The following is a 25,241-nucleotide window of genomic DNA, read 5'->3' on the forward strand; positions in this document are numbered from 1 at the left end:
ACAAGAAAATTTTTTTAAAGAATTAGCGGACTCAGATAGAGTGCTAGAATATACACTTATGATTGATTCAAACATTGACACAGAGGAGCTACGCCAATTAATCAAATACTTTACCTGGATCCGGGATTGGATATTCTCCCTTCAGAATATTGTCACGTTGACCGGACCACCAGGCAACATTATTGTCTATCGCTTTTACAATTAAGTCCCAGTTTCCATCTGCCATATCGTAATAATATGCCAGACTGTCGTTCACTGCATCAATTTCGCAGACCTTGCCATCACGGAAGCGCCAGTATTCCACGACCCGCATTTCAACACGCATCCCTTCTCTGCGTTCGCCTTCCAGAAAGCCAGCGTATGCACCAATTGGGAATTCACCGGACCATATAAATTCCCATACTAACAAGTCCTCTGTTTCTACTGCAGATTTGTCCGTTATTTGAACATTTTTCCATCCGTTTCCATCTGCCCGGAAATAACGCGACATGGTTTCAACTGCAAATTCACCATCCATCCACCCCTGTTTTTCAACAGGATTAATCATATGGAATTCCGGCGTTCTATGCCGATAGTCTTCGGTACAACAATCCTTGAATACATCTTTATCTCCTGCAAACATTCTGTTTACCATGGCTTTTGCAAATTCCAATTTGCTTGTAGATTCTGTTGCTTTGATGACTTTTACTTCGTTCATTAAAAACCCTCCTTAATGTGTGGAATATTCCGATAAATCGTAATTGTGCTTTGGTTTAATCACAAAGGCCAAAATCATGGCAAGAGCACCACACACAATGTATAAAATTCCTCCAACAACACACTGTGTCCTTCCATCAAGTCCAAAGCTATTGAAGATAAATGGGGAAAGGAATCCACCAACGCCTATCATAAAGCTCACAATGGATATTGCCTTTGATTGATTTTTATATGGAGTCAAGCTACCATTCTTTGCATAAATACTTGGCATCAGAAACGCGGATCCGGCCCCCAGACAAATAGCACCTATAATAAAGACCCCGGTTGTAACTGCATTCGAAGCGATCAGTAACGCAACACCGCCAAGCCCCATGCCAATAAAAAGGGTGACATATTTAATCTTTTGGAATACTTTACCGAAAATCAGACCAAAAATAATGGTTCCGACATTAATGAACGCATAAATCATGCCGCTCTGAGCCGGCGTAGCAATCTGTTCACTGATAACAATCATTGCAACGTTTGTGATGAACACATAGAAGAAAATCCAATGTAATAAGACAAAGATTGAAAACAACCAAACAGACCCGGGGACTTTGACATCCACGCTTTGATTACCCAGAACTTCCTTTTCAAATTCCATCTTGGCTTTCCGGTCAGGCTCCGGAAGGAAAATAAGAGGTATTGCGATAAACGCAAAACCGAGAAGCACTGCCCAGAAGCAATAATACCATTGAATTCCTGCAAGCCAGCCTCCAATCAGCGTAAACGCTGCCCCACCAAGGCTATTAAAGGTATCTCGCATTCCTGTCAGCGTATGCTTTTCCTTTCCATCAAAGAAATCCACAATAAGGTCAATAGACAAAATAGTACAGAACCCAACTGCAAATCCGAGTATGATTCTGAAAATCAGAATTACATAAATGTTTGTATGGAAAACTGCAGGTCCTAAACCTCCAACCAGCAACAACACTGCACTCAGCCATAGAATCGATCTTTTCCGCACATGAGTGATGAGTGGCGTATAGAAAAATGGAACCACAGACATGATTAACGGTGGAACCGTTGAAATCATGCTTACGACAGTATAACTTGCGTCCGGAAATATACTCGCAATGGTTCCAAGTGCGGACGTCGCAGAGCCCATAACATTATTAAGCATTGCTACACAAAGTATTGCCAACTTAAGTGTCGCGTTGTTTTTTCTTGTTCTTTCATGTACTTGCATCTTTTTTCTCCTTTAAAAACTATAGTACCTATATGTCTCTTTTCACATCGATCCTCCTGTTTACAATGAACAGAAAAACCGCTGTTGCTACGAATAATATGGCTGTTAACCACATTTGCCCTCTTGCATCCAATCCGATATTATTGAAGATGTACGGCGAAATGAAGCTGCCGATTCCCAGAAACAGATAGGAAACAGAAACGGCTTTTGTTGCTCCTTCATAACGAACCAAACTGGTATTACGTTCCATAATTCCCGGAGTTACAATTCCACTACTGAAACCCAATAGAAACATTGCAACAATAAAACTCCCGATAGAACGCGCCATGAACGCAGTAAACATTGAAACCGCCGCCACCATCATTGCTAGTGGAAGAATGATATATCCCATTTTTTCGAGCAATTTCCCGAAAAAGGCAGAACTGATTACTGTACCCAGCGTCATAAAGGAGAAAATCAATCCTACCTGTGATTGCGCTGCGATTCCCTCAGTGATTAACACCGTTGATGCATTGGTAATAATTACATAAGCAAACAGCCAGAATAAGCACAGAAAGAATCCGGTAATCCAAACAGAAAAAGGAGTTTTGACCTTTTGGTGCGTTATATTTTGGTTTTCTACCTTCCGGTTCGCCAATTTTTTCTCTCGCATCGGTTCCGGTAAAAAAATAACTGGAAAAAGAAGAAAGATGACTGCTACGAGATAGGCAAAAAAGCAATAACTCCAATGATAGCTTGCTAAATATCCTCCTAATGTCTGGAACAGAATCCCACCAAATCCAGTAAAAGTAGAAGACCATCCAACCATTTTGGCACGTTCGTTTCCTTCAAAAAAGTCTACAATCAAGTCGATGCACAGCGGCATAAAGATCCCGCAAGCGACTCCAACCAGTAATCTGAGGAGCAAAATGATAAAAATATTAGAATTGATAAAGGCCGGACCAACACCTCCAACCAAGAACAGCACAGCTGTAATGATTAGTATCCAACGTTTTTTAAACAGCTGAACCAACTTGGGATAAAAGATTGGCATAATAGCCAACATAAGCGCAGGCAAAGTTACTATCATGCTAATCAATTGATACCCGGCATTCGGGAAAGCCTCGGAAATGGACTGCAATGCAGGTGTCGCTGCTCCCATTCCATTATCCTGCAAAGCAATCAGCAGAATCAGTATCTTTAGTACATTTCTGTTAATACCTTTTGTGTGCAAAGCCATGCCTCCTTCTACATTTTTTCGTGTTGTTGATTCCTTGAAGTGTCTGTAGGACACAGACATGTTTACTTTATACATAGTATATCATGTTAAAAAAAACGGCAGACTAGTCATAATTTATAGATTTGTCTGCCGCCTTTTTAATACCTATGTTTGTTTGTAAAAACTGTTACCTAACGGCAAGGGCTTAATGATAAAGCAAAACGTACGCACTGTTTGCTTACATTTTCAATCTCCCATTTTGCTCCCATTGGAATAACAACAGCATCTTCCTGTCTGTTCATTTCCAGTTTTTCACCATCAACAGTTGCTACACACTGACCATTGTACATATATGCGATCACGTCAGATTTCGGAGTATCCAATGTCAGTTTTGCACCCGGATATACATCAACAATATGGAATTCCTGTGTCGGAGAACCTGTTATTTCTTCATCTGCCAGTGTAAAGAAAGTTACGCCTTCTTTTTCTGTTACTTTTGCATCATTTACGTTCTTGATATACGGCTCAGACTGTTTAAATCCTCTTGGACAGAGTGTAACAAGGAATTTCAGATTTGCTGTTCCGTCCGGATACATCTCATGGTCATAATTACCTGGTGTCCACATGATATCGCCTGCTTTGTAAGCATAACGTTTTCCGTTCATCATGGAATATCCTTCACCTTCCAGAATGTAGAAAATGTGATCTGCCGGACCGTGGTTTGCGATTAATGCAGCTCCGCCATATGTAATCTCACAGGTTGAAAAATACTGATATGTCCACTCTGTTCCTGCCGGATCATAGCCCATCTTTGCCGCATTTGCAAACGGTCTGGAATGTGCGCCTACGTGCTGAACCGGTGCCATATCTCTCATATCATAAAAATTCTGTACATATGCTTTAAAGCTCATAATAATATCCCCCATATCATCTTAATCTTTTTATTCAATATTTCCTGTTTTGTTTATCTGTTACCTGTTATCTCTTATATCCACATGCATCTTCCAGAACCTGTGTCAGAATAGAGAAATCTTTCTCTGCTCTGCCTGTTGCAGAAGCTGCCTGAAGCTGCTGTCTTGTGATTGCTGTAGCAGGCATGGATACGCCATACTGTTTTGCTGCATCAAACGCAAGATCCAGATCTTTCATCATCAGTTTTACAGTAAATGCCGGTGCATATTCGCCCTCTGCGATTAATTTTGCTTTGTATCCGCAAAGTGGTGAACCTGCTGCAGAACCTGCAATAACTTCACAGACCTGAGCAACATCCAGTCCTGCTTTTTCGGATAATACAACTGCTTCTGCTTCAATCTGCATGGTAGATGCGATCATTGTATTGATTGCAAGTTTCAATACAACAGCCTGCTCTGCATCGCCAAGATAGAACTGGTTTTTGCCAAGAATTTCAAAATAAGGAAGCACAATATCATAAGTATCCTTATCGCCGGAAGCAAGAATACCAAGTGTTCCGTTCTGTGCCAGCATAGTACTTCCTGTAACCGGTCCACGGATCAGTTTACATCCTGCGCCTTCTACTGCAGCATTCAGTTCCTCGGACTCAGCCGGCGCAACAGTACTCATGTTGATCACGATTTTTCCTGCTGTCAATCCTGCAACTACACCATCCTCGCCCTGTGTTACGGATTTTAATGTAGGCCCGTCAGAAACACAGATGAAAATAATATCGCAATTTTCGCCGATTTCCTTTGGTGTTGCCGCAAGTTTGGCACCTTTTGCTACCAGTTCATCTGCCTTGGATGCAGTACGATTCCATACTGTAAGATCCTTTCCTGCATCAAGCAGACGATTGCTCATTGGCTTACCCATGTTTCCAAGTCCAATGTAACCTAATTTTGCCATTTTTTTATCCTCCTTTTTATATGAAGGAACTGTTATACCTTTTTCTGATTCCCCCTGATATAACAGTCCCTGCGAATCATTGAAACGTTTTGTTTTACGGGAACATACAGCCTGCAAAACCACAGGATACGATCTCGTCAGATGGGAAGTGTGTGATCACTTCGTGTCCGGTTTCTGTAACAACGATTTCTTCCTCGATTCTTGCGGAACCGGTACCGTCTTCTGACGGGCACCAAGTCTCAATTGCAAATGTCATACCCGGTTTGAACTCTAATGGATTATCCAGTGAGAACAGACGGGAAATTGCCGGATTCTCCCAAAGTCCAAGTCCGATGCCATGTGCAAACTGAAGCAGGAATGCCTCTTTTTCATCGTTAAATCCAAGTTCCTGTGCGGATGGCCATACTTTTGCAACATCTGCTGTCGTAGCTCCCGGTTTGATCTGGTCAATACCGTCACGAATCCATTTCAGTGCTTTTGCATACGCTTCTTCCTGTGCTTTTGTCGGTCTTCCACAGGAGAATGTACGGTAATAGCAGGTATGATATCCGTTATATACATTTCCTACATCAAAGTAAACCAGCTCACCCGGTCGGATCATACGATTGGATGTTGTATGGCTGTGTGGATTTCCACGCTGACCGGAAATACAGTTTACAAACTCTACAGACTCAGCTCCCCATTTAAATAGCTGATGCTGGATCAGTGCTGCCATCTCATTCTCGGTTGCACCCGGACGAAGGTTTTTCGCAACATCCCAGTATGCAGCATCAACCATTGCTGCTGAGCATTTCAATAACTGAATCTCGTCATCTGTCTTAATCATTCTCGCATTGACCATAACAGCCTGACCATCACCAATCTTGACACCTGCTCTTTCCAGCTCCTGATATAATGGAATATCCACAATATCAATTCCAAGCGGCTGATCAAAAACATCATGTTTTTTCAGGTAGCTGATAATTTCTTCTACTTCCTGCTGTACCATACCGACAGAAGCCGGAATGGAACCTCTCATAGAACCAACTGCAGGCATGATGTTTTCCGGACGAATCCATGAAACACGCTGTCTCTTGGACGGGCAGGCCGGATCAAACAGAATCGGCTGATCATATCCGTCAATCAACAAACAATGACGGTTCATTTTATTTCTGTTCCACTCGCCTACATGTGTACCTGTAATGTAGCGGATATTGTCAAAATCATAGCAGAGCAATGCTCCAAATTCTGACTCATGTAAAAATTTCTTTGCTCTTTCGAGTCTCTCTGAGTGAAGTCGCTCAAAGTTAATATTATCCTCGAAATCAACCCCGTTAAATCCTGATCTTGGCATAACTTTTTCTCCTCCTAATTTAATTTTCGGTTATGTGTTCTTCATGGCTTTATCCTATCCCCCCATCCTGCTATAAGGTCAATCACAAAGTCTCCACAAAAATAAACATATTTTTGCACAGTTAATCTTGTCTATTTCTTTGTTTTTTATACACATTGCACAATTTTATGTTTATTAAGCTATAACATCATGCAACGCCAAACCTTATAGTCGACTATAGAGTTGTGATAACTAACTGTATTTCCAAACAAAAGAGAGCATCCAACAGCTTACACACGCCGTCAGATGCTCTCTTTTCCATGTTCAGACTGATTCTCTGCTCTATTTTTGTTTTATAAGTATAATCCTAATTTCTCTGCATTTTTATAATACAGTTTCTCTTTTTCTTCTTCTGTCATCGGACAGGTTTCCAGATATCCCACACATTCTTCCATATGCTCAAATGGATAATCTGTTCCCAGCATAATACTGTCAATGCCAATTGCAGCTCGTGTACACTCAAATGCCGGTATGGATGTATTTCCTGAAGTCGTCACAAAAATATTCTTTCCCCAATAAGCTCCCATCTGTTCCTTATTTTTTTGTTTTGGATTCGGCAGCCAGCTAAAACGATTCTCCATTCGTTCCATCAAGAATGGAAGTGCTTCTCCAAAATGTCCCAATACGACTTTCAGATCAGGGATCTCATCAAAAATTCCAGACAGGATCATGCGTACAATACTTCCCATTGTATCAATCGTAAACCCAAGTCCCGGTGCCGCCATTGCATAACCATATTCGTTAAACTTTGGCTGATGTGATACAGTCGGATGTAAATATGCAAAAATTCCAAGATCTGCAACTTTTTTCCAGACCGGCCAGAATTTTTTCTGATCCGGATCAATACCTGCACCATAATTGGAATGCGTCTGCCACATTACAAATCCATAGTCTTTCACACAATGTTCCAGTTCTTCCACTGCCGCATCTACATCCAGTATCGGTAAGATGGCTGATCCCAGAAACCGTCCCGGAAATTCCTGCATCACTTTATATAAAGCATCATTTGCCTTTTTGCAGGCAATGCGGCTTTCTTCCGGCGGCAATGCCTCAATACCCGGTGCCAGAGAAATGACTGCTTTTTCAATTCCAAGTTCATCCATTATCTTTAATCTGATATTTGCAAAATCCAGCAGATTTTCATAAAATTTATCCTGACACATCGCGATTCCTTCCAGCCAGTGAATCGTATTTGTTTCCTTATCCCAGTATGGATAATCTCCTTTTGCCCTGGACTGTAATGCCTCCACGGAACTAATGTCATAAAAATGGTTCTCCAGATCAATCTTCTTTATCATCTTATTCTTCTCCTTTTTCCTACTGCTTATTTTTTATTTCCTGCATTGCAGATAAATCCTGCGATCAGATAGATGGCAGGTACGATCATTACCAGTGCCATATACTGAACTTCTGCTATTTCATAGATAAATGTCATCTTCCACACTCCTTCTACTGTTCATCGTAATCTTTGATAAACACTCCGGCAATTGTTGCTGCAACTGCCAAAATGACACATACTCCAATTCCTTTTAACATAAACGCTGCAAACCAACTCATATTTACGCCTCCAATTCCATAATTTGCATGCATACTTATCTGATTCCATGTTCTTCCTTCCAGAGTATCATGTATCCTCGCTCACCTTTTGTTACTGCATAGGAGATCACTCCTACTACAATACAAACAATCAAAACAATATAAATCAGTGGCAGAGTAATGCCAAGTACAGATGGTAACGGTGTAAATGTATAAAGCAAAATTACGATCCACGAAACGCCCATCGTCGCTGCTGCACCAACCCGGCTCTGTTTCCAGAACAGACCAAACACCAATGTGAAAAATAACGGGGTAATCCATGCAAAGGACCAGTTTGCGCTGTTAATGATATTCGGAAGTTTGGAAGCAATTGCCATTGCAACAACACCGGTAATAACAATCATAATGCGTACAACCATTGTTTTCTGTTTTTCTGATGCGTCCCGATGTTTCAGAATATAAATATTATTTAAAAATATGGATCCAAGTGCCATGGTAGTGATTGCAAAAGTAGAAAGAATCGCTCCTAAAAATGCTGCCAGTAACAGACATACTACCCACCCAGGCATCATCTGTATAATAACCTGTGTACCAATTGCCTGTCCTGTCGCTTTCACACCTTCCGGAAGTGACAGATTTCCTGTTTCTACCATATATTTTCCTGCCAGTCCCATTGTCATGGTAATCAGTCCGAAAATACCATTTACCGGTGCTGATACAAGAACGGCCCGCTTAATATCTTTTTCACTTCTTGCAGCAATTGCAGACTGCACACCCATCTGTGAAACGGATTGTGCACAAAGCAATGCCAGAATATTATTTAGCGCAAATGAGAAAAATACTCCAGGTGCGCCAAAGAAATTTAACATATGCTCCTGACCGCTGCTCATAAAATATGCTTCAAAATCGCTCCAGCCATTTCCCGGAAGTACATGTCCTAAAATAATTGCTGCTGCGATCAGACCAACATACATTACGATTACATTCACAACATTGACCATACCGACTTCTTTCATTCCTGCTATGATCACATAAAAAATTCCAATGATTCCACCGATGATCGCTCCCATTGCAACAGATACCTTACCGGCAGATAATGCATTAAACACAGTTCCAAGCCCCTGCGTTTCGATCGTAAGAATAACAAATGTCTGAAGTGCTATTACCGCACACACAAATAACCGGATTTTCTGACCATACATTTTTCCAAATAATTCCGGCATGGTGGCAACTTTCAGTCTTCGTACCCATCGCCCGGTTCCAAGCGATATCATGATCAGTGGAAATATCGTTGCTATGGAAAACCATGCTACAACCGCCCCAAGATTAATCGCCTGCTGCATGATACCAAAAATTTTTACAGTACCCAGTAATGACAATGCCAGTGATGCCCCTACCACAGGCCATGTCATACTCTGTCCCCCTGTTGAGAAATCGTCTCCGGCCGCAGCCTGTCCGCCCTTATTCTTTCGCTCTTTCATCTTAAGGTATAGCGCACAGCCTCCGATTGATACGATTTCATACAAAATTACTACCGCTATGATTACCGAAGTGTTCATATCCTGTTTTCCTCCTTTCCAAGTCCCATACAGTCATTACATTTCCTTCCTCCTCTCTGTTTTTATATTCTTATTTATGCAACTTACATGCCAGTTTCTATTTTTACTTTTTGACTGGGTATTGCGCACGCTTTTTCTTTTTTGTGTCATTTTGTGCCATTTTGTGCCATTTCGCGACTTCCTGACACATATTTTTCCCAATTATGACACATTTTGGCACACTCTTTCTGGCATATTTCTTGCAATGAACTATACTGACACTTATTTTCCATCCACAACAGAAGGAAGGGTATTTATATGTTATCTGAAAAGTATGAAAAATATATCATTTACGATCAACCGCTGCCGGAAGCAGACAAGGATATTTCCCCTCAGGTACTTGAAAGCTGGAAACGGTCAAAAAATTTCCAGCTTCCCTGGCAAAAACTGAAAGAATATCACTTATCGTCCCAGGTTCTGCAGGATATTCTTTCCAAAAACCAGTTTTTGCTTGAAACAGGTCATTCCTATATGACTACCTTATATCAGTATTTGAAAAATACCGGGATTCTGCTTTCCCTGACAGATGCACAGGGAACAATCATTGATTTTATCGGCGATAATATCACTCTGTCAGATATTACAGAACATACGAATCTGTATCTTGGTGCCATGCGCGATGAAAAACATGCCGGAACTACGGGGATCGGGCTTTGTCTTGTCACCCAATCTCCAACACAGATTCAGGGCGCGGAACATTATTGCCAGACCTTTCATCATTATATCGGAACCGCTGCACCAATCCTCAATCGCAACGGTCAAATTATTGGTGTTCTCGGTTCCGTTGCCCCCATTGAACAGGCCAACCAGAATTACATTCTGGCCATGATCTGTTCCGCTGCTGACAGCATCAGTAAAGAATTATCTATGGAGCAGAGCCTCAATCATGTCCGTAAAGTCAAAAATCAGCTCTCCGCCACCATAGAAGCAATTCCTAGCGGGATCCTGTTTACAGACACTCTCGGTGTCATTTTACAGCACAATCGGATTGCCTCACAATTGCTTGAATCCTATCAGAATCTCAAAGGCGAAAAAATAGATCAGCTTATTTTTCCAAAGGCTTCCGGGCAAAAAATAACGGATCTGACACAAAATATACATAATGTCGAATATAATATTATCGGATACTCCAAGCGTAAGAAATCCATTTCCATATCAACGTCCTTTGTATATGATCTGCACCACAAGGCAATCGGAAAAATCATTTTATTGGATGAAACAAACAAACTGCATCAGCTGGCCGGAAAACTCAGCGGACTACATGCCACTTACACCTTTGATTCTATCATAGGTTCTTCCCCGGAACTGTCAGCCGCAATCACCCTTGCGCGCACTGCTGCGGATTCATCCTCAAACGTTCTGATTCTGGGGGAAAGTGGAACCGGCAAAGAACTGTTCGCTCAGGCAATACACAATGCCAGCAATCGTGCAGATTTTCCTTTTGTAGCCATTAACTGTGGCTCTTTACCCAAAGAACTAATTGAAAGCGAGCTGTTCGGTTATGTTCCAGGAGCCTTCACCGGTGCTTCCAAAAATGGTCAGCCCGGAAAATTTGAACTGGCTAATGGCGGAACTATCTTTCTTGACGAAATTGGCGATATGCCACTTGCACTGCAGGTATCTCTGTTACGTGTCCTGCAGACAAAAACAATTACACGCTTAGGAGACACACACGAAAGAAAAATTGATGTACGGGTTATCACTGCCACCAATGTTAACCTGATGGAAGCTGTTCATAACCAGACATTTCGAAGTGATCTTTACTACCGGTTAAATGTTCTTTCCATCGAAGTTCCTCCTCTGCGCGAGCGAAAAACAGATATTCCCGATCTAATTCATCACTTTATTGCAGAAAAAAGCCGGAATCTTGAGAAAAACGTCACAAAAGTCAGTCCTCCTGCTATCGAAGCACTATGCAGTTATACATGGCCCGGAAATATCAGGGAACTGGAAAACATCATTGAGCGTGCTGTAAACCTGGCAGACCAGGATTTTATTACACCGGAGCACCTCCCCCGTCAGATTTTTGAAGATCTGTCAAACACTTCATCCAACAACTGTAAGGATTCCAATGAAAAACCGGAATCTTCGGTCCTGACTTATCCTGCACAGAGCAACCTTGACTTATTTCTACAGGAACTGATTCAGGTTCTTCATGATGAGAAGGGAAATATTTCACAGGCAGCTAAACATTTTAATATCTCCAAACGGACACTTTATCGGAAAATAAATAAATATCAGATTAATTTGAAAGATTTTCGTTTTTGAACATTGGCTTCCCGGAAAGTTATGTTAAGGGGAGCAGAAAAACTTACCTTTGCAGCTAACAATCGCTTGCCAAGGAAAGTTTTTCCGCTCCCTTATCTCTGTTATGATACCAATATCTATCATTTTATTTTAAGATTTTGTAAAACGAAAAAAAATGCACATCGTATGGCACGTAGTGCAGGGTGACGTAAAAAATTTACGATATTCACTGTGTAACTTAAGAACTCCGGCAATTTTTTCTCAAGGAGCGATTGTTAGCGACTGAGACAAAATTGCCGGAGTTCTTATTAAAACCTAATATAGTAAATTTTTAAGTCACCCTAAAACAAGAAACTATTGTTCACGTTCCCGTAGTTTTTCGATCAACGTAAACACCTCCGGATGCCGTTCTTTCAAATGTTCATCCAGCACATGTTTCCGCTCCCGGAAGCGCTCTGCCAGTTCCGGATGTTCCTTTGCGATCCGTTCATGGATTTCCTGACGGTGCTGCTCGATGCGCAATGCCAGCGTCTGCTCGTCTTTTCCGGAAATATTAACGATTTCTTTTAAGTGTTCTTCCAGATGCTCCAGCCACTCATCCATATCCCATTCATCCATATGAGACCAGCTTCCGTGTAATAATTCTTCCACATCTTTTGTTTCTTTCAGGTGCTCGATCTGCCGTATGATCTGGCGCTCCATCTCTGCTTCTGCATCAGCACCAAAAGCCCATACAAATTCCTGCACGCGGTTGTCCGCACGCTTACGCGATGCACTGCGCTCGATATTTTCCACACCGCCTTCCAGCGGATATGGACGATTATAACCGATATCTTTCAACGCAATATGTATCGTCCGGCGGACATTTCCGTTTTCGATCAAATGTCCCAGACCTAATTTTCGCATCTGGGTATTCAATCCGGAAATATGCTCTGTAACGTAAAAACGGATTCCTTTTTCCTTCAGTGATTCACTCAGCAGATTCAGGCGGTCTGCTGCCGTAATATCCATGCTTCCGATACCGCTGGCATCCAGAATCACCGCTTTTGTATCTTCTTTCAGCGCTGCCTCAATTTCCCGCTGCAATACGGAAATATTTGCAAAAAACAGGTTGCTGCTGAAACGGTAAATGATTACACCGGATATCGGATGGATCTGCTGCCCTTCTTTCAGATCCCGAAAATGCTTATGACCTGGTTGAATTCCAAGGAAGCAGGTTGCCGGTTTTGCTGTTCGGATGATCATTTCCGTAAAAGATAAAATAATGCCGATCAGTACGCCGTTGATGGTTCCAAGGAATAACACACCGAAAAATGCCCCCAGAAAAATAAAACATTCTGTCCGGCTGACTTTCCAGAGTCGTGGTATCAATTCAAATTCTGTTGCGCCAAGCAGTGCAGAGATCACGATTGCGGTTAAAACCGGAATTGGAAGATAGCCGATAAATCCAGTACAAAACAGCAGCAGAATGATCATGGAACTACCTGCTACCAGCCCAGTCAACTGTGTTTTTGCCTGATACTGTTCACCCATGGCAGTTCTCGATACGGAACCATTGATCGGACAACATCCGGTAAAGGCTGCCGCAAAGTTTCCAAGGGAAAATGCCAGAATTTCCTGATTATCATTGATCTGATATCTGTTTTTCTGTGCAAAGCTGTTTTCCGCCAGCAACGTTTCCGCCATAATCACGACTGCCACCGACAAACTGATGGTAACTGCTTCTTTTAATGGAACTGCTGAAAAATTCGGCAGACTCCATTTCGGAAGTCCCGGATCAACTGCTGCCAGTGTTTGAATTCCCCAGTCGCGCAATGGAAGTACCGCTGTCAATACCGCTCCAGCTGCCATAAGCACAACTGCCATCGGGAATTTCGGCATAATTTTTTTCGATAGTAATAAAATGGCAAGGGCAATCACGCCAAGGATAACGGATGGAACACTGATCGTTTTTGCTGTTTCTGCAATATGCTCTGCCAGTTCCAGAAATTCTCCGACACCTGCCGTTCCGCCCATCAGTTTCGGTACCTGCATTAGAATGATCGTGGTACAGATACCTGTGATAAATCCGCCCATGACTGGTGCAGAGATATAATTGACCAGTTTTCCGGCTTTTAATAAAGAAAATATCAGCAGCCACAATGCCACGAAAAAGGTCAGCATCGGAACTGCCACCAGTGCTTCTGTCGAACCGGCTGTGATATTCAATCCTGCCAACGCCGATCCAATCAGTGCCGCCGGAGCCGCATCCACCCCAAAGATAAACTGCGGTGATGTAGAAAACAGTGCAAAGATCAAAATTGGAAAGACGGATCCATATAGTCCGTACACTGCAGGTAAGCCCGCAATCTGTGCATATCCCATGGAAATCGGGATGGAAACTGCCATAATGATCAGTCCTGCCAGAATGTCCTTTCCAAGATTTTTCTTATCATAATTTCGAAGTGTATGTGCAAATTTCATAAGTCATCCTACCGATTTCTGCCATAAAAATACGTTGCAAAAAATATCACCGATGCAATGATCACGATCATTGGACCAGTAGCTACATTTGTATAATAAGAAATAAACAATCCTACAATTCCAGAAAACATTGAGAACAAAATCGAAAAGAAATGGTACTCTCTCAGATTTTCTGAAATATTCCGGCTGGATGCCGCTGGCAGGATCAGCAGCGCATTGATGATCAGAATACCAACCCATTTAATGGACAGCATTACCATCAAAGCAATAAATACGGAAAACAGATTTTCAATCAACCGAATCCGAATATGTTTACTTTTTGCCAGTGTCCGGTGCAGACTGATTGCCTGTAGACGGTTATAGCACACGATCCAGAATACAATGGTGGCAAGAAATATCAAAAACAGATACACGATCTCCCTGCGTGTAATACTCAAAATATCGCCCACTAACAGACTGGAATATTTACTGAAGTTTCCGCCACGGGACAAGATTGCCAGACCAATGGCGATACAGCAGGAAGAAAACACGGAAATGATCGTATCCGTGGATGCTGTACTCTTGCTTTTGATCCAGTTTAACAATAACGCAAAGGCAATACCGAAGATCACCATGGACAGATTCGTATCCGGGATTCCAAATACTACTCCGACCGCAATTCCCGTCAAAGCTGAATGTCCCAGCGCATCAGAGAAAAACGCCATCTTATTGTTGACGATCATTGTTCCCAATATACCAAACAACGGTGTAATGATCAGTACCGCAATAAACGCACTGACCATAAAGTCATACTGAAATAAGGAGGTAATTCCACTCATTTACTCTTCCTCCTTCCATAAACCATGGCTGTGTTTCGGCATGGTGATCTCTTTTTTCTGCTGTTCTTTCACCTGACGGCTCGGTTTGTAGTTTTCCAGATCAAATCTGCCAAACACCTGTCGAAATTCTTCGCTCTCGTACACCTGACGCACGGTTCCCTGTTTTTTCACGGTTCCATCAATCAGAATAACCTGATCTGCGTACTGTGCCACATAATCCAGATCATGTGAAATCAGAATAATAGCCAGATCATAATGCTTCTTCAGCTCGGAAATCGTATGGTAAAACAGATCCATACCGTTCTGGTCAATACCGGAAACCGGCTCATCCAAAAGGAGCAGGTTCGGCTCATCCATAACCGCCATGGACAGCAGTACACGCTGCAATTCACCACCGGACAGATTGCACACCTGTTTATCAATCAGATCTTCTGCCTTAAAAATTGCCAGATGTTCTTTTATTTTTGCATATACTTTTTTGCTCTTTTTCCAGAAAACCGGATAACGGCTCTGGTAGCTTGCGATCATATCATACACACTGATCGGTGTCTTTTTTTCGATATTCAGCGACTGCGGCACATAACCGATCTTCATTTTCTGCATGTGACCGTTTTCGCGGTCTTTGAACTCAATAGTTCCGCTGTGCGGAATATCACCAAGAATCGCCTTGATCAGCGTTGATTTTCCCGCACCGTTTTTTCCGATAACGGCTGCCAGTGTTCCACAGTGGATATGCAAATTTACATGCTGCAAAATCGTATGGTCACCGATGGTCACACCGATATCCTGCATTTTGATACAATGCAGACCACAGGGCTGTATAATTTTTTTCATCATTGGAATGCCTCTTTTAATTGTTCAATATTGCTTCTCATGCCTTCCAGATAACTGTCTGCTGAATAGTCCCCCCGTGTCAGGGTATCCAGATAAACGACTTTTACGCCACTTTGCTTCGTCACCATTTCTCCCATATCCGTGCCATACAGTTCTTCCGCAAGCACAACAGAAACATGATTATCCTCAATGGAATGCAGAATATCAGCTACTTCACCGGCGCTAACCTGTCGTTCTTCATCCAGATTCATTTCTCCTGCCAGTTGCAATCCGTATTCCTGCACAATATATTCGTATGCCTCGTGGAAAATCACCACTGGCTGTGATGCGATCTGTGACGCAAGTTCTGCTGCCTCCTGCTGCAATTCCTGCACTTTTCCCTGATAGGTCTGTGCATTTTTGGCATACTGCTCCGCATGGGCGCTGTCAGCTTCGGAAAGTCCGTTACAAATGTTCTGTACCTGAATCTGATAATCCGCTAAGTTCATCCATACATGCGCATTTTCATCCCCATGAGAATGCTCGGAATGGTCATGATCATCATGGTCAGCATCCTCATTGGAACTTAAATCGTTATGAGATTCCCCTGTTCCTTCTGCGGACTCAAGTAAATCAATGCCATCACAAGCCTGAACAATCTTCAGATCCGGATAGGACTCTGCCACATCGGATAAAAAGCTCTCGATGCCACCGCCATTTACGATAAACACATCTGCTTTGGACAACAGTTTCATATCCGCCGCCGTGAGCTGATAATCATGCAGACAGCCGGTTTGTGGTTCGCTCAAATTTTCCAGCGTCACACCTTCCACATCACCAATGACATTTTCTGCTGCAACGTACATTGGATAAAAAGATGTCACCACCAGCAGATCTTCGTCTTTCGCCTGTTCCTTCTTCTGCTCCGCCCTGACATAAGCCATGGTCAACACACTTCCAACAAACAGGATCATCGCCAGCAAAACTGCCGTAAATACATATTTATTCTTCATTTGTCTCTCCTGAAGATGCTAAAATCTGGTCCACCAGATCCCAGATTTCCTCTCTTCCCTGCTTTGTCTCAGCCGAAAATGGAATCAGGATGGCTCCTTTTTCTGTGTTCAGTCCCAGACGGATCACTTTTAACTGTTTCTGCAGCTGGCTGCGTTTGATCTTATCCGCCTTTGTGGCAATGATGATCGGGTGGAATCCCTGGTATACCATCCACTCGTACATCATTTTGTCATTTGCGGAAGGCTCATGACGGATATCCACCAGCAAAAATACAGCACGCAGCTGTTCGGAACTGTTCAGATAATTCTCGATCATGGTGCCCCATTTTTCTTTTTCCTTCTGAGATACTTTTGCAAAACCATATCCCGGAAGATCAGTCAGATACAGTTCGTCATTGACATTGTAAAAATTAATGGTCTGTGTCTTACCCGGCTGACCGGAAGTACGCGCCAGTGCCTTGCGGTTCATCAATGCATTGATCAGGGATGATTTTCCCACGTTTGATTTTCCTGCAAAGGCAATTTCCGGCTTCGTATTTTTCGGTAATTTGCTGGTATAACCACATACCGTTTCCAGTGAAACATTTTTAATGATCATTGTTTTCTCCATTCATTGCTATTTTCAGCACATCTTCCATTTTTTTCACGTAACAAATCTGCAGACCTTCTTTGATTTCCTCTGAAATCTCTGCCACGTCCGCTTCATTCTGCGCCGGAACACATACGGTACGGATTCCGGCTACTTTCGCTGCCAGCAGTTTTTCCTTCAAGCCACCAATTGGCAGTACACGACCACGCAGTGTAATTTCTCCGGTCATCGCCACATCCGCACGCACCGGTTTCTTTGTGATGGCAGACAGCATTGCCGTTGCCATGGTAATACCGGCAGACGGACCGTCTTTTGGTACCGCTCCTTCCGGAATATGAATGTGAATATCATGTTTTGTAAAAAACTCTTCCGGAATGTCATACTGCTCGCCTACAGAACGGATATAACTGATACCCGCCTGTGCAGACTCTTTCATCACATCGCCAAGCTGACCGGTCAGTTTAAATTCACCTTTTCCCGGCATTACATTTACTTCGATCTGAAGAGTATCTCCGCCCACACTGGTCCATGCCAGTCCGCGCACAATACCGATTTCATCCTGATCGTTGATGCGATCCACATGGAAACGCTCTTTTCCAAGATAGTTCTCCAACTGATCCTTTTCTACATGCACTGCGGTACAGTTTCCTTCATAAATTTCTCTGGCTGCTTTTCTGCAGATCTCACCCAGTTTTCGCTCCAGATTACGCACACCAGCTTCTCTGGTGTATCCGCTGATAACCTGATGCATCGCCTCATCAGTAATCGTAAGCTGCTCTGTCGACAGACCGTTTTTCTCTTTCTGTTTTTCCAGCAGATGTTCTTTTGCGATATGCATTTTCTCATTTTCGGTATAACTGGACACTTCAATCAGTTCCATACGATCCAGCAACGGACGCGGAATCGTATGTACATCGTTGGCTGTCGCAATAAACAGCACTTCGGATAAATCCACTGGCATATCTACATAATGATCGATAAACTTGGAATTTTGCTCAGAATCCAGTACTTCAAGCATGGCAGAAGACGGATCGCCCTTGTAATCGCTGCTCATTTTATCGATCTCATCCAGCAGCATCAGCGGATTTTTCACGCCCGCCTGACGGATTCCCTGAATCAGTCGTCCCGGCATGGCACCTACATAAGTACGGCGGTGTCCGCGGATTTCCGCTTCATCTTTCACGCCGCCCAGACAAATGCGTACATATTTTTTATCCAGTGCGCGGGCAACGGAACGGGCAATACTTGTTTTTCCGGTTCCAGGAGGTCCCACCAGACAGATGATCGGGCTCTCACCGCTCTTGGTCAGTCCACGAACTGCCAGAAATTCCAACACACGCTCTTTTACTTTTTCCAGACCATAATGATCATCATTCAAAATTTGCTCTGCATTTTTCAGATCGGTATTATCCTCTGATTTTTTATTCCATGGAAGATCCAGTAACGTCTCGATATAACCGCGCACAACGCTGCCCTCGGACGGACTGTTTGCCACATTTTTAAAACGGGCAATTTCTTTTCGAATCCGTTCTTTGACAGACTCATCTGCTTCCAGTTTTTCCAGAGCTTCCTCAAACTGCTTGATATCGGAGGTGGTATTATCCTCTCCAAGTTCCTCCCGGATGACTTTCATTTCTTCCCGAAGAATGTACTCTTTCTGATTTTTATCTACCCGCTCTTTGACTTTTTCCTGCAGTTCATTTTTGATCTGCATGATGTTTGTCTCATACAGCAGAATCTGCATCAATGCTTCGTACTGCTCTGTCACGGATTCTGTCTCTAATAATTTCTGTCGTTTTTCAAAACTGATCGGCAGATTTCCGGCTACGATCCGGATAAAGCTATGCAGTTCATTTAATCCATCTGCCTGCTTTTTCAATTCTTTCCCGATTTTCGGATTGGAAGCACAATATTTCAGCAATTCTTCCTGCAATGCACGCAGCATTGCTTCCTCTACTTCCGGTGCAAGCACTTCTTTTTCTTCGCTTTCCTCTGCCAGCACAACCTGTGCTTTCAGCAATTCATCATTGTCTATAAAATAAGCCAGCTCGGCTTTTTCTTTCGCCTCAACGATTACCCGCACGACATGATTCTGCATTTTGACGATCTGTTTGATCTCTGCAATGACACCGATTGCATACACATCATCCTGTGTCGCATGCTCGGTCTGCATATCTTTCTGTGTTACCAGAAAAATGCAGTTGTCTCCGTTCATTGCCTCTTCCACTGCATGAATGGATTTCCGGGCACTGATATCAAAATGGGATACCACCCCCGGCAGCAATACAGAACCACGCAGGATCACGGCTGGTAATTCTTTCAAAATTTCACCCATGTTATTCCTCTCTCTATTTCCAGACTTTCCCAAAAGTCTTTGTTACATTCCAAGCATTTTCCTATCTCGCACATCTCTTTTCTTTCAATTATGTACTATAACGAAAATGCTACAAGGGGCGGCGCCATATATCTGACCCCGCCCTTGCAAAACGGAAAACACTTTTTAGCTGTATTTCCCTCTTTTTATTTCTCAGTTTCAATCGCACCATTACGATACTCAAGGATTGCTTCTCCTTTTCCTTCTACCATATCTTTTGTAATCGTGCATTTCTTAATATTTTTATCAGACGGAATCCGATACATCAGATCCATCATGACATTTTCCATGATGGCACGCAGACCACGCGCACCTGTCTTCCGGTTGATGGTCAGATCTGCCACTGCATCCAAAGCATCATCCTCAAAAACAAGTTCTACCTCGTCTAAGGAGAACAGTTTCTGATACTGTTTTAACAAAGAGTTTTTCGGCTCTTTTAAGATGCGGATCAGATCCTCACGCTCCAGTGCTTCCAGAGAAACCGTGATCGGCACACGTCCCATAAACTCCGGGATCATACCGAATTTTACAAAATCCTGCGGAAGCGCGTCTTTCAGAAGTTCACTGATATTTTTATCATTCTCTCCTGCCAGTTCTGCATTAAATCCAATGGAACCACGATCCATACGGTTTTCGATAATACGATCGATGCCTTCGAAGGCACCACCACAGATAAACAGAATGTTCGTGGTATCGATCGGGATCAGTTCCTGCTGTGGATGCTTTCTGCCCCCCTGTGGTGGAACAGACGCAATGGTTCCTTCCAGAATCTTTAACAATGCCTGCTGTACACCTTCACCGGAAACGTCTCTTGTGATAGACGCATTTTCGGATTTACGTGTGATCTTATCAATCTCATCAATATAAATGATGCCGTATTCTGCTTTAGACACATCATAATCTGCTGCCTGAATGATCTTCAGCAGAATATTTTCCACATCCTCACCGACATATCCGGCTTCTGTCAATGTGGTCGCATCTGCGATTGCGAACGGCACATTCAGGATTTTCGCTAATGTCTGTGCCAGTAATGTCTTACCGGAACCAGTCGGTCCAAGCATCAGGATATTACTTTTCTGCAGTTCTACATCCAGATCCGGCTCCGCCAGAATTCGTTTGTAATGATTATATACCGCTACGGATAGTACTTTCTTCGCTTCATCCTGACCAATGACATAATCATCCAGAAATGCCTTGATTTCTTCCGGTGTCAGCAAGTTAATATCCATATGGTCATTTTCTTCGTAATCCTGCATTTCCTCTTCCAGAATCTCGTTGCAGGTCTCGATACACTCATCACAGATATAGATGCCTGCCGGTCCCGCAATCAGTTTGTGTACCTGATCCTGGGTTTTATTACAAAAAGAGCAACGTATTTTATCGCCCTGATTTATTCTTCCTGCCATTCAATCTTACTCCCACGCTACATTTTACTGTCTGTTTGTGATTACGGCATCAATCAAACCGTAAGCTTTTGCTTCTTCTGCAGTCATATAGTTATCACGCTCAGTATCTGCAGCTACTACTTCGTAAGGCTGGCCTGTATTTTCAGATAAAATACGATTTAAGCGTTCTTTTGTCTTCAGGATATTCTCTGCTACGATCTGAATATCAGTAGCCTGTCCTTTTGCTCCGCCAGAAGGCTGATGAATCATAATCTCTGCATTTGGAAGGGCATAACGTTTTCCTTTTGTTCCGCCTGCCAGTAAGAATGCGCCCATGCTTGCCGCCATACCGATACAGATTGTAGAAACATCGCATTTGATGTACTGCATGGTATCATAAATAGCCAGACCACAGGAAACAACTCCACCCGGAGAGTTGATATATAACTGGATATCCTTGCCCGGATCTTCAGACTCAAGGAACAGAAGCTGTGCTACAATCAGACTTGCAGTCGTCTCATTTACTTCTTCCCCCAGGAAAATGATTCTATCTTTTAACAGTCTGGAATAAATATCATAATTCCGCTCGCCTCTGCTTGTCTGCTCAACAACGTAAGGTACTAAACTCATATTGCTACCTCCTACTATTTTAATTGTTTTCAGTTTTTTCGCCCTTGCATACGATTTTTTATCGGACACTCGTTTTTCTGAAAAACATGAAAAGCAGACCGGCCTCGCCGGCACGATCTGCTTTTGTATTATTCATTTTATGATACAGGACTTAACGCACCTGCTTTATCTGAGAATTATTCAGCTGTTTCTGTTTCTGCTTCAACGTCTTTCTCTTTTTTTGTTTTTGCTTTTGCACGTGGTTTTACAGAGTCTGTGATCAGTTCAACTGCTTTCTGTACTGCAAGATCCTGTTTCATGTTCTCTTTCTCATCCGCGCCCATGTACTCTTTGAGCTTGTCAGCTTCCATATTGTACATTGTAGCCATTTTCTCAATCTCAGCATCTACATCTGCATCTGTGATCTCGATATTCTCTTCTTTTGCAATCTGCTCAAGAACAAGGCTGCTCTTGATACGTGTGATTGCATCCGGACGAACCTGCTCTTTTAACTGATCAATTGTCAGTCCTGAGAACTGAAGGTACTGATCCATGGACAGTCCCTGCTGAGCCATCTGCTGAGCGAACTGGTTGATCATGTTCTCGCACTGTGTATCGATCATCGCATCCGGGAGTTCCATTGTGGATTTGTCTACGATCTTGTTGATTGCTTCATCCTGGTATGCACTTTTGATCTCGTTCTGTTTCTGTTCTTCTAATTTAGCTTTTACATCAGCTTTGTACTCATCAACAGTATCGAACTCAGATACATCCTGAACGAACTCGTCATCAAGCTCCGGAATCTCTTTTGATTTGATCTCATGGATTTTAACTTTGAATGTAGCTTCTTTTCCAGCGAGGTCTTCTGCATGATACTCCTCCGGGAATGTAACATTTACGTCTACATCATCACCAGCGTTTTTACCGATCAGCTGATCTTCAAATCCTGGGATAAAGCTTCCGGAACCGATCTCTAAGGAGTGGTTCTCGCCTTTTCCGCCTTCAAATGCAACACCGTCTACAAACCCTTCAAAATCGATCACTGCTGTATCACCGTTCTCGATTGCACGATCTTCAACGTTGATTGTTCTTGCATTTTTCTCACGTTCTTTGTCGATTGCTGCTGTTACATCTTCGTCTGTTACAGTTCCGTCTACTTTAGTAACTGTTACACCGATGTATTTTCCAAGTGTTACTTCCGGTTTTGTAGCAACTTCTGCTGTGAAGATGAACGGTTTGCCTTTCTCAATCTGAGTAATATCAACAACCGGTCTGGATACGATATCCTCTCCACACTCTTTTGCTGCATCAGCATATGCCTGCGGGATTAATGCGTTTGCTGCGTCTTCATAGAATACACCAGCGCCATACATTTTCTCAACCATAGCTCTCGGAACTTTTCCTTTACGGAATCCTGGCATGCTGATATTTTTCTTCTGTCTGTTATATGCTTCCTGAAGTGCTTTCTCCAGTTCTTCTGCTGCAACTTCAATGGTAAGCTTTACTGTATTTTTTTCTAACTTTTCCACCTGTACGCTCATTCTGACAATTTCCTCCTTTATATATATGTAGTCACGTGTAATTTCTTTGAAAAAGGTATACTTTAACTACTTACAGTCATTTTTGGATTATAACACACTGGTTTTATAATTGCAAGTGATATTCATCTGTGCCGCGTCTCCCGAACATTGGTTCGTTTTTCCAGTTGCATTCTATTATTTTTTATGTTATGCTATTTTCGTAATCGAACAGATGTTCTGTGTCTTATTTAAAAATAATACTATAACACATAAATATTGTCAATATAGAAAACACACAGACACTGCCTCAAACTTTCCAAAAATGAAGCACTGAGGTAAATACTGCGGATTTGAGGTGAAACGAATTATGGAACTTTATGATACAACACTTTCTTTACATGAAAAACTGGAAATATTATCCGATGCTGCAAAATATGATGTCGCCTGTACTTCCAGTGGCGTTGACCGCCGTGGGAAAAAGGGAAGTCTTGGAAATTCCTGTGCTGCCGGTATCTGCCACAGCTTTGCAGGCGATGGCAGATGTATTTCCCTGCTAAAAATCTTACAGAGCAACGACTGCATCTACGATTGCAAATACTGTCTGAGCCGCGCCAATAATGATTGCCGGCGTGCAACCTTCACCCCGGAAGAAATCTGCACACTGGTGATTGAATTTTATAAACGCAACTATATTGAAGGGCTGTTCCTAAGTTCCGCCGTATACAAAAATCCAACTCACACAATGGAATTGATGTATCAGACTCTTTTCCTGCTGCGTAACAAATATCGTTTCAATGGCTATATTCATGTAAAGGCTATTCCGCACGCTCCCGATGAACTTCTGGAACAGATTGGCTATCTGGCTGACCGCATGAGCATCAATCTGGAACTTCCAACCGCGGAAGGACTTTCTATGTTGGCCCCGCAAAAAACACGCGCCTCTATTCTGACGCCCATGCGCAGTATGCAGCAGCGAATCAGTGGATACCGGCTTGCCATTGGGAAAAGTGCCACCATGGAGCGTCATCGGGGTAACCGTTATCTGGATCACAGTATCTTTACAGATGCTGTGCATATTGGTAATTCGTCCGCGCATACTAACTCACGCAACACTGCTGATCTTACACACATTACCCCAGATATGCATGCGCTGCTGACAGAAAACACTCCCATTTCCGTTCACTCACAGCACCGCTTTTCTGACCATAATAAAACTGATTTAGATGCATTTTCGATATCGTCCACATCGGCTGCTTCTCCCCAGAACATGTACGGTCATCCGGATCGTCCTTTTGCCCCTGCCGGACAGAGTACCCAGATGATCATCGGAGCAACCGGTGAAACAGATTTTGAAATTTTATCTACCACGCAGGCACTTTATCAAAATTTTGACCTGAAACGTGTTTTTTACTCCGCTTATATTCCATTAAATGAAGATGCCCTGCTTCCTGCCATTGGGACACTGCCACCGCTGCTGCGTGAACATCGGCTTTATCAGGCAGACTGGTTACTGCGCTATTATGGATTTCATGCTTCCGAACTGCTGACCCCGGATCGACCAAATTTCAATCTGGCACTTGACCCGAAATGTGATTGGGCGTTACGCCATCTGGAACAGTTTCCGGTAGAAGTTGCCTGTGCAGATTACTCTACGCTCATGCGTGTACCTGGCATTGGTGCAAAATCAGCACTGCGTATTCTGAAAGCCCGCCGGCTCGGTCCGCTGTCCTTTGACAGTATCCAAAAAATGGGTGTTGTCCTGAAACGTGCCCAATACTTTATTACCTGTAACGGAAAAATGCATGTACCGATCCGCCTGGACGAAAGTTTTATTACCCGACAGCTTACGGCAACCGATGCCAAAGCCAATTATATGATTGCCGCTTCTGGAGAAATTTATGAACAGCTATCTCTATTTTGAT

Annotated in this window: 19 protein-coding genes; 2 read left to right on the forward strand and 17 right to left on the reverse strand. The window is 42.8% G+C overall.

Going from position 1 to position 25,241, the window contains the following annotated elements; genetic code table 11:
• Positions 1-97 precede the first annotated feature (97 nt).
• The 8 genes from LG34_RS00600 to LG34_RS00635 form a co-directional block, all read right to left on the reverse strand.
• Entirely contained in the window at positions 98-697 is a 600-nt protein-coding gene (locus tag LG34_RS00600; RefSeq protein ID WP_109214385.1) for a nuclear transport factor 2 family protein, read from the reverse strand.
• A gap of 12 nt (positions 698-709) precedes the next feature.
• On the reverse strand, positions 710-1,924 hold the full coding sequence (locus tag LG34_RS00605; RefSeq protein WP_109214386.1) for an MFS transporter: 1,215 nt from the start codon (positions 1,922-1,924) through the stop codon (positions 710-712).
• Between the two features lie 28 nt (positions 1,925-1,952).
• A complete protein-coding gene (locus LG34_RS00610) occupies positions 1,953-3,143 on the reverse strand; it encodes an MFS transporter (RefSeq protein WP_181369241.1) in 1,191 nt (396 codons plus the stop codon).
• 170 nt (positions 3,144-3,313) lie between these two features.
• Positions 3,314-4,033: a cupin domain-containing protein gene (locus tag LG34_RS00615; protein ID WP_158582261.1), complete on the reverse strand. Its 720-nt coding sequence runs from the start codon at positions 4,031-4,033 to the stop codon at positions 3,314-3,316.
• A 67-nt stretch (positions 4,034-4,100) separates the two neighbouring features.
• Positions 4,101-5,105 carry an NAD(P)-dependent oxidoreductase gene (locus LG34_RS00620; RefSeq protein ID WP_109214389.1) on the reverse strand — a complete coding sequence of 335 codons (1,005 nt, stop codon included), beginning with the start codon at positions 5,103-5,105 and terminating at the stop codon, positions 4,101-4,103.
• Complete coding sequence (locus LG34_RS00625; protein ID WP_109214390.1) at positions 5,077-6,315, reverse strand: M24 family metallopeptidase; 1,239 nt, start codon at positions 6,313-6,315, stop codon at positions 5,077-5,079. Before LG34_RS00625 ends, LG34_RS00620 begins: the two co-directional genes overlap by 29 nt.
• A gap of 332 nt (positions 6,316-6,647) precedes the next feature.
• A complete protein-coding gene (locus LG34_RS00630) occupies positions 6,648-7,652 on the reverse strand; it encodes an amidohydrolase family protein (RefSeq protein ID WP_109214391.1) in 1,005 nt (334 codons plus the stop codon).
• Positions 7,653-7,946: 294 nt separating this feature from the next.
• The gene (locus LG34_RS00635; RefSeq protein ID WP_109214392.1) at positions 7,947-9,449 is read right to left on the reverse strand and encodes a sodium:solute symporter family protein; all 1,503 of its coding nucleotides are present in this window, start codon (positions 9,447-9,449) and stop codon (positions 7,947-7,949) included.
• A gap of 297 nt (positions 9,450-9,746) precedes the next feature.
• Here LG34_RS00635 and LG34_RS00640 point away from each other — a divergent pair, with 297 nt between their 5' ends.
• Complete coding sequence (locus LG34_RS00640; RefSeq protein WP_109214393.1) at positions 9,747-11,756, forward strand: sigma-54-dependent Fis family transcriptional regulator; 2,010 nt, start codon at positions 9,747-9,749, stop codon at positions 11,754-11,756.
• Positions 11,757-12,089: 333 nt separating this feature from the next.
• Here the strand turns inward: LG34_RS00640 and LG34_RS00645 are convergent, their stop codons facing one another.
• The 9 genes from LG34_RS00645 to tig form a co-directional block, all read right to left on the reverse strand.
• Positions 12,090-14,198 (reverse strand): SulP family inorganic anion transporter, encoded by a 2,109-nt coding sequence (locus LG34_RS00645; RefSeq protein ID WP_109214394.1) that lies wholly within the window; start codon positions 14,196-14,198, stop codon positions 12,090-12,092.
• Between the two features lie 8 nt (positions 14,199-14,206).
• Positions 14,207-15,016, reverse strand: a complete 810-nt coding sequence (locus tag LG34_RS00650) for a metal ABC transporter permease (RefSeq protein WP_109214395.1) — start codon at positions 15,014-15,016, stop codon at positions 14,207-14,209.
• Positions 15,017-15,853, reverse strand: a complete 837-nt coding sequence (locus tag LG34_RS00655; RefSeq protein WP_330427517.1) for a metal ABC transporter ATP-binding protein — start codon at positions 15,851-15,853, stop codon at positions 15,017-15,019.
• The gene (locus LG34_RS00660; protein ID WP_109214396.1) at positions 15,850-16,842 is read right to left on the reverse strand and encodes a metal ABC transporter substrate-binding protein; all 993 of its coding nucleotides are present in this window, start codon (positions 16,840-16,842) and stop codon (positions 15,850-15,852) included. The genes LG34_RS00655 and LG34_RS00660 overlap by 4 nt, the downstream gene beginning before the upstream one ends.
• The gene (gene yihA, locus LG34_RS00665) at positions 16,832-17,440 is read right to left on the reverse strand and encodes a ribosome biogenesis GTP-binding protein YihA/YsxC (protein ID WP_109214397.1); all 609 of its coding nucleotides are present in this window, start codon (positions 17,438-17,440) and stop codon (positions 16,832-16,834) included. Before yihA ends, LG34_RS00660 begins: the two co-directional genes overlap by 11 nt.
• Positions 17,430-19,766 carry an endopeptidase La gene (lon, locus tag LG34_RS00670; RefSeq protein ID WP_109214398.1) on the reverse strand — a complete coding sequence of 779 codons (2,337 nt, stop codon included), beginning with the start codon at positions 19,764-19,766 and terminating at the stop codon, positions 17,430-17,432. The genes yihA and lon overlap by 11 nt, the downstream gene beginning before the upstream one ends.
• A gap of 185 nt (positions 19,767-19,951) precedes the next feature.
• On the reverse strand, positions 19,952-21,211 hold the full coding sequence (gene clpX, locus LG34_RS00675) for an ATP-dependent Clp protease ATP-binding subunit ClpX (RefSeq protein ID WP_109214399.1): 1,260 nt from the start codon (positions 21,209-21,211) through the stop codon (positions 19,952-19,954).
• A 24-nt stretch (positions 21,212-21,235) separates the two neighbouring features.
• Positions 21,236-21,820, reverse strand: a complete 585-nt coding sequence (clpP, locus tag LG34_RS00680) for an ATP-dependent Clp endopeptidase proteolytic subunit ClpP (protein WP_021737465.1) — start codon at positions 21,818-21,820, stop codon at positions 21,236-21,238.
• 176 nt (positions 21,821-21,996) lie between these two features.
• Positions 21,997-23,340, reverse strand: coding sequence for a trigger factor (tig, locus tag LG34_RS00685; protein ID WP_109214400.1), 1,344 nt, complete (start codon positions 23,338-23,340; stop codon positions 21,997-21,999).
• A 346-nt stretch (positions 23,341-23,686) separates the two neighbouring features.
• Here tig and LG34_RS00690 point away from each other — a divergent pair, with 346 nt between their 5' ends.
• Positions 23,687-25,240, forward strand: a complete 1,554-nt coding sequence (locus tag LG34_RS00690; protein ID WP_109214401.1) for a putative DNA modification/repair radical SAM protein — start codon at positions 23,687-23,689, stop codon at positions 25,238-25,240.
• Position 25,241: the final 1 nt, after the last annotated feature.

This window comes from Eubacterium ramulus (assembly GCF_003122485.1).
Lineage (GTDB): Bacteria > Bacillota > Clostridia > Lachnospirales > Lachnospiraceae > Eubacterium_I > Eubacterium_I ramulus_A.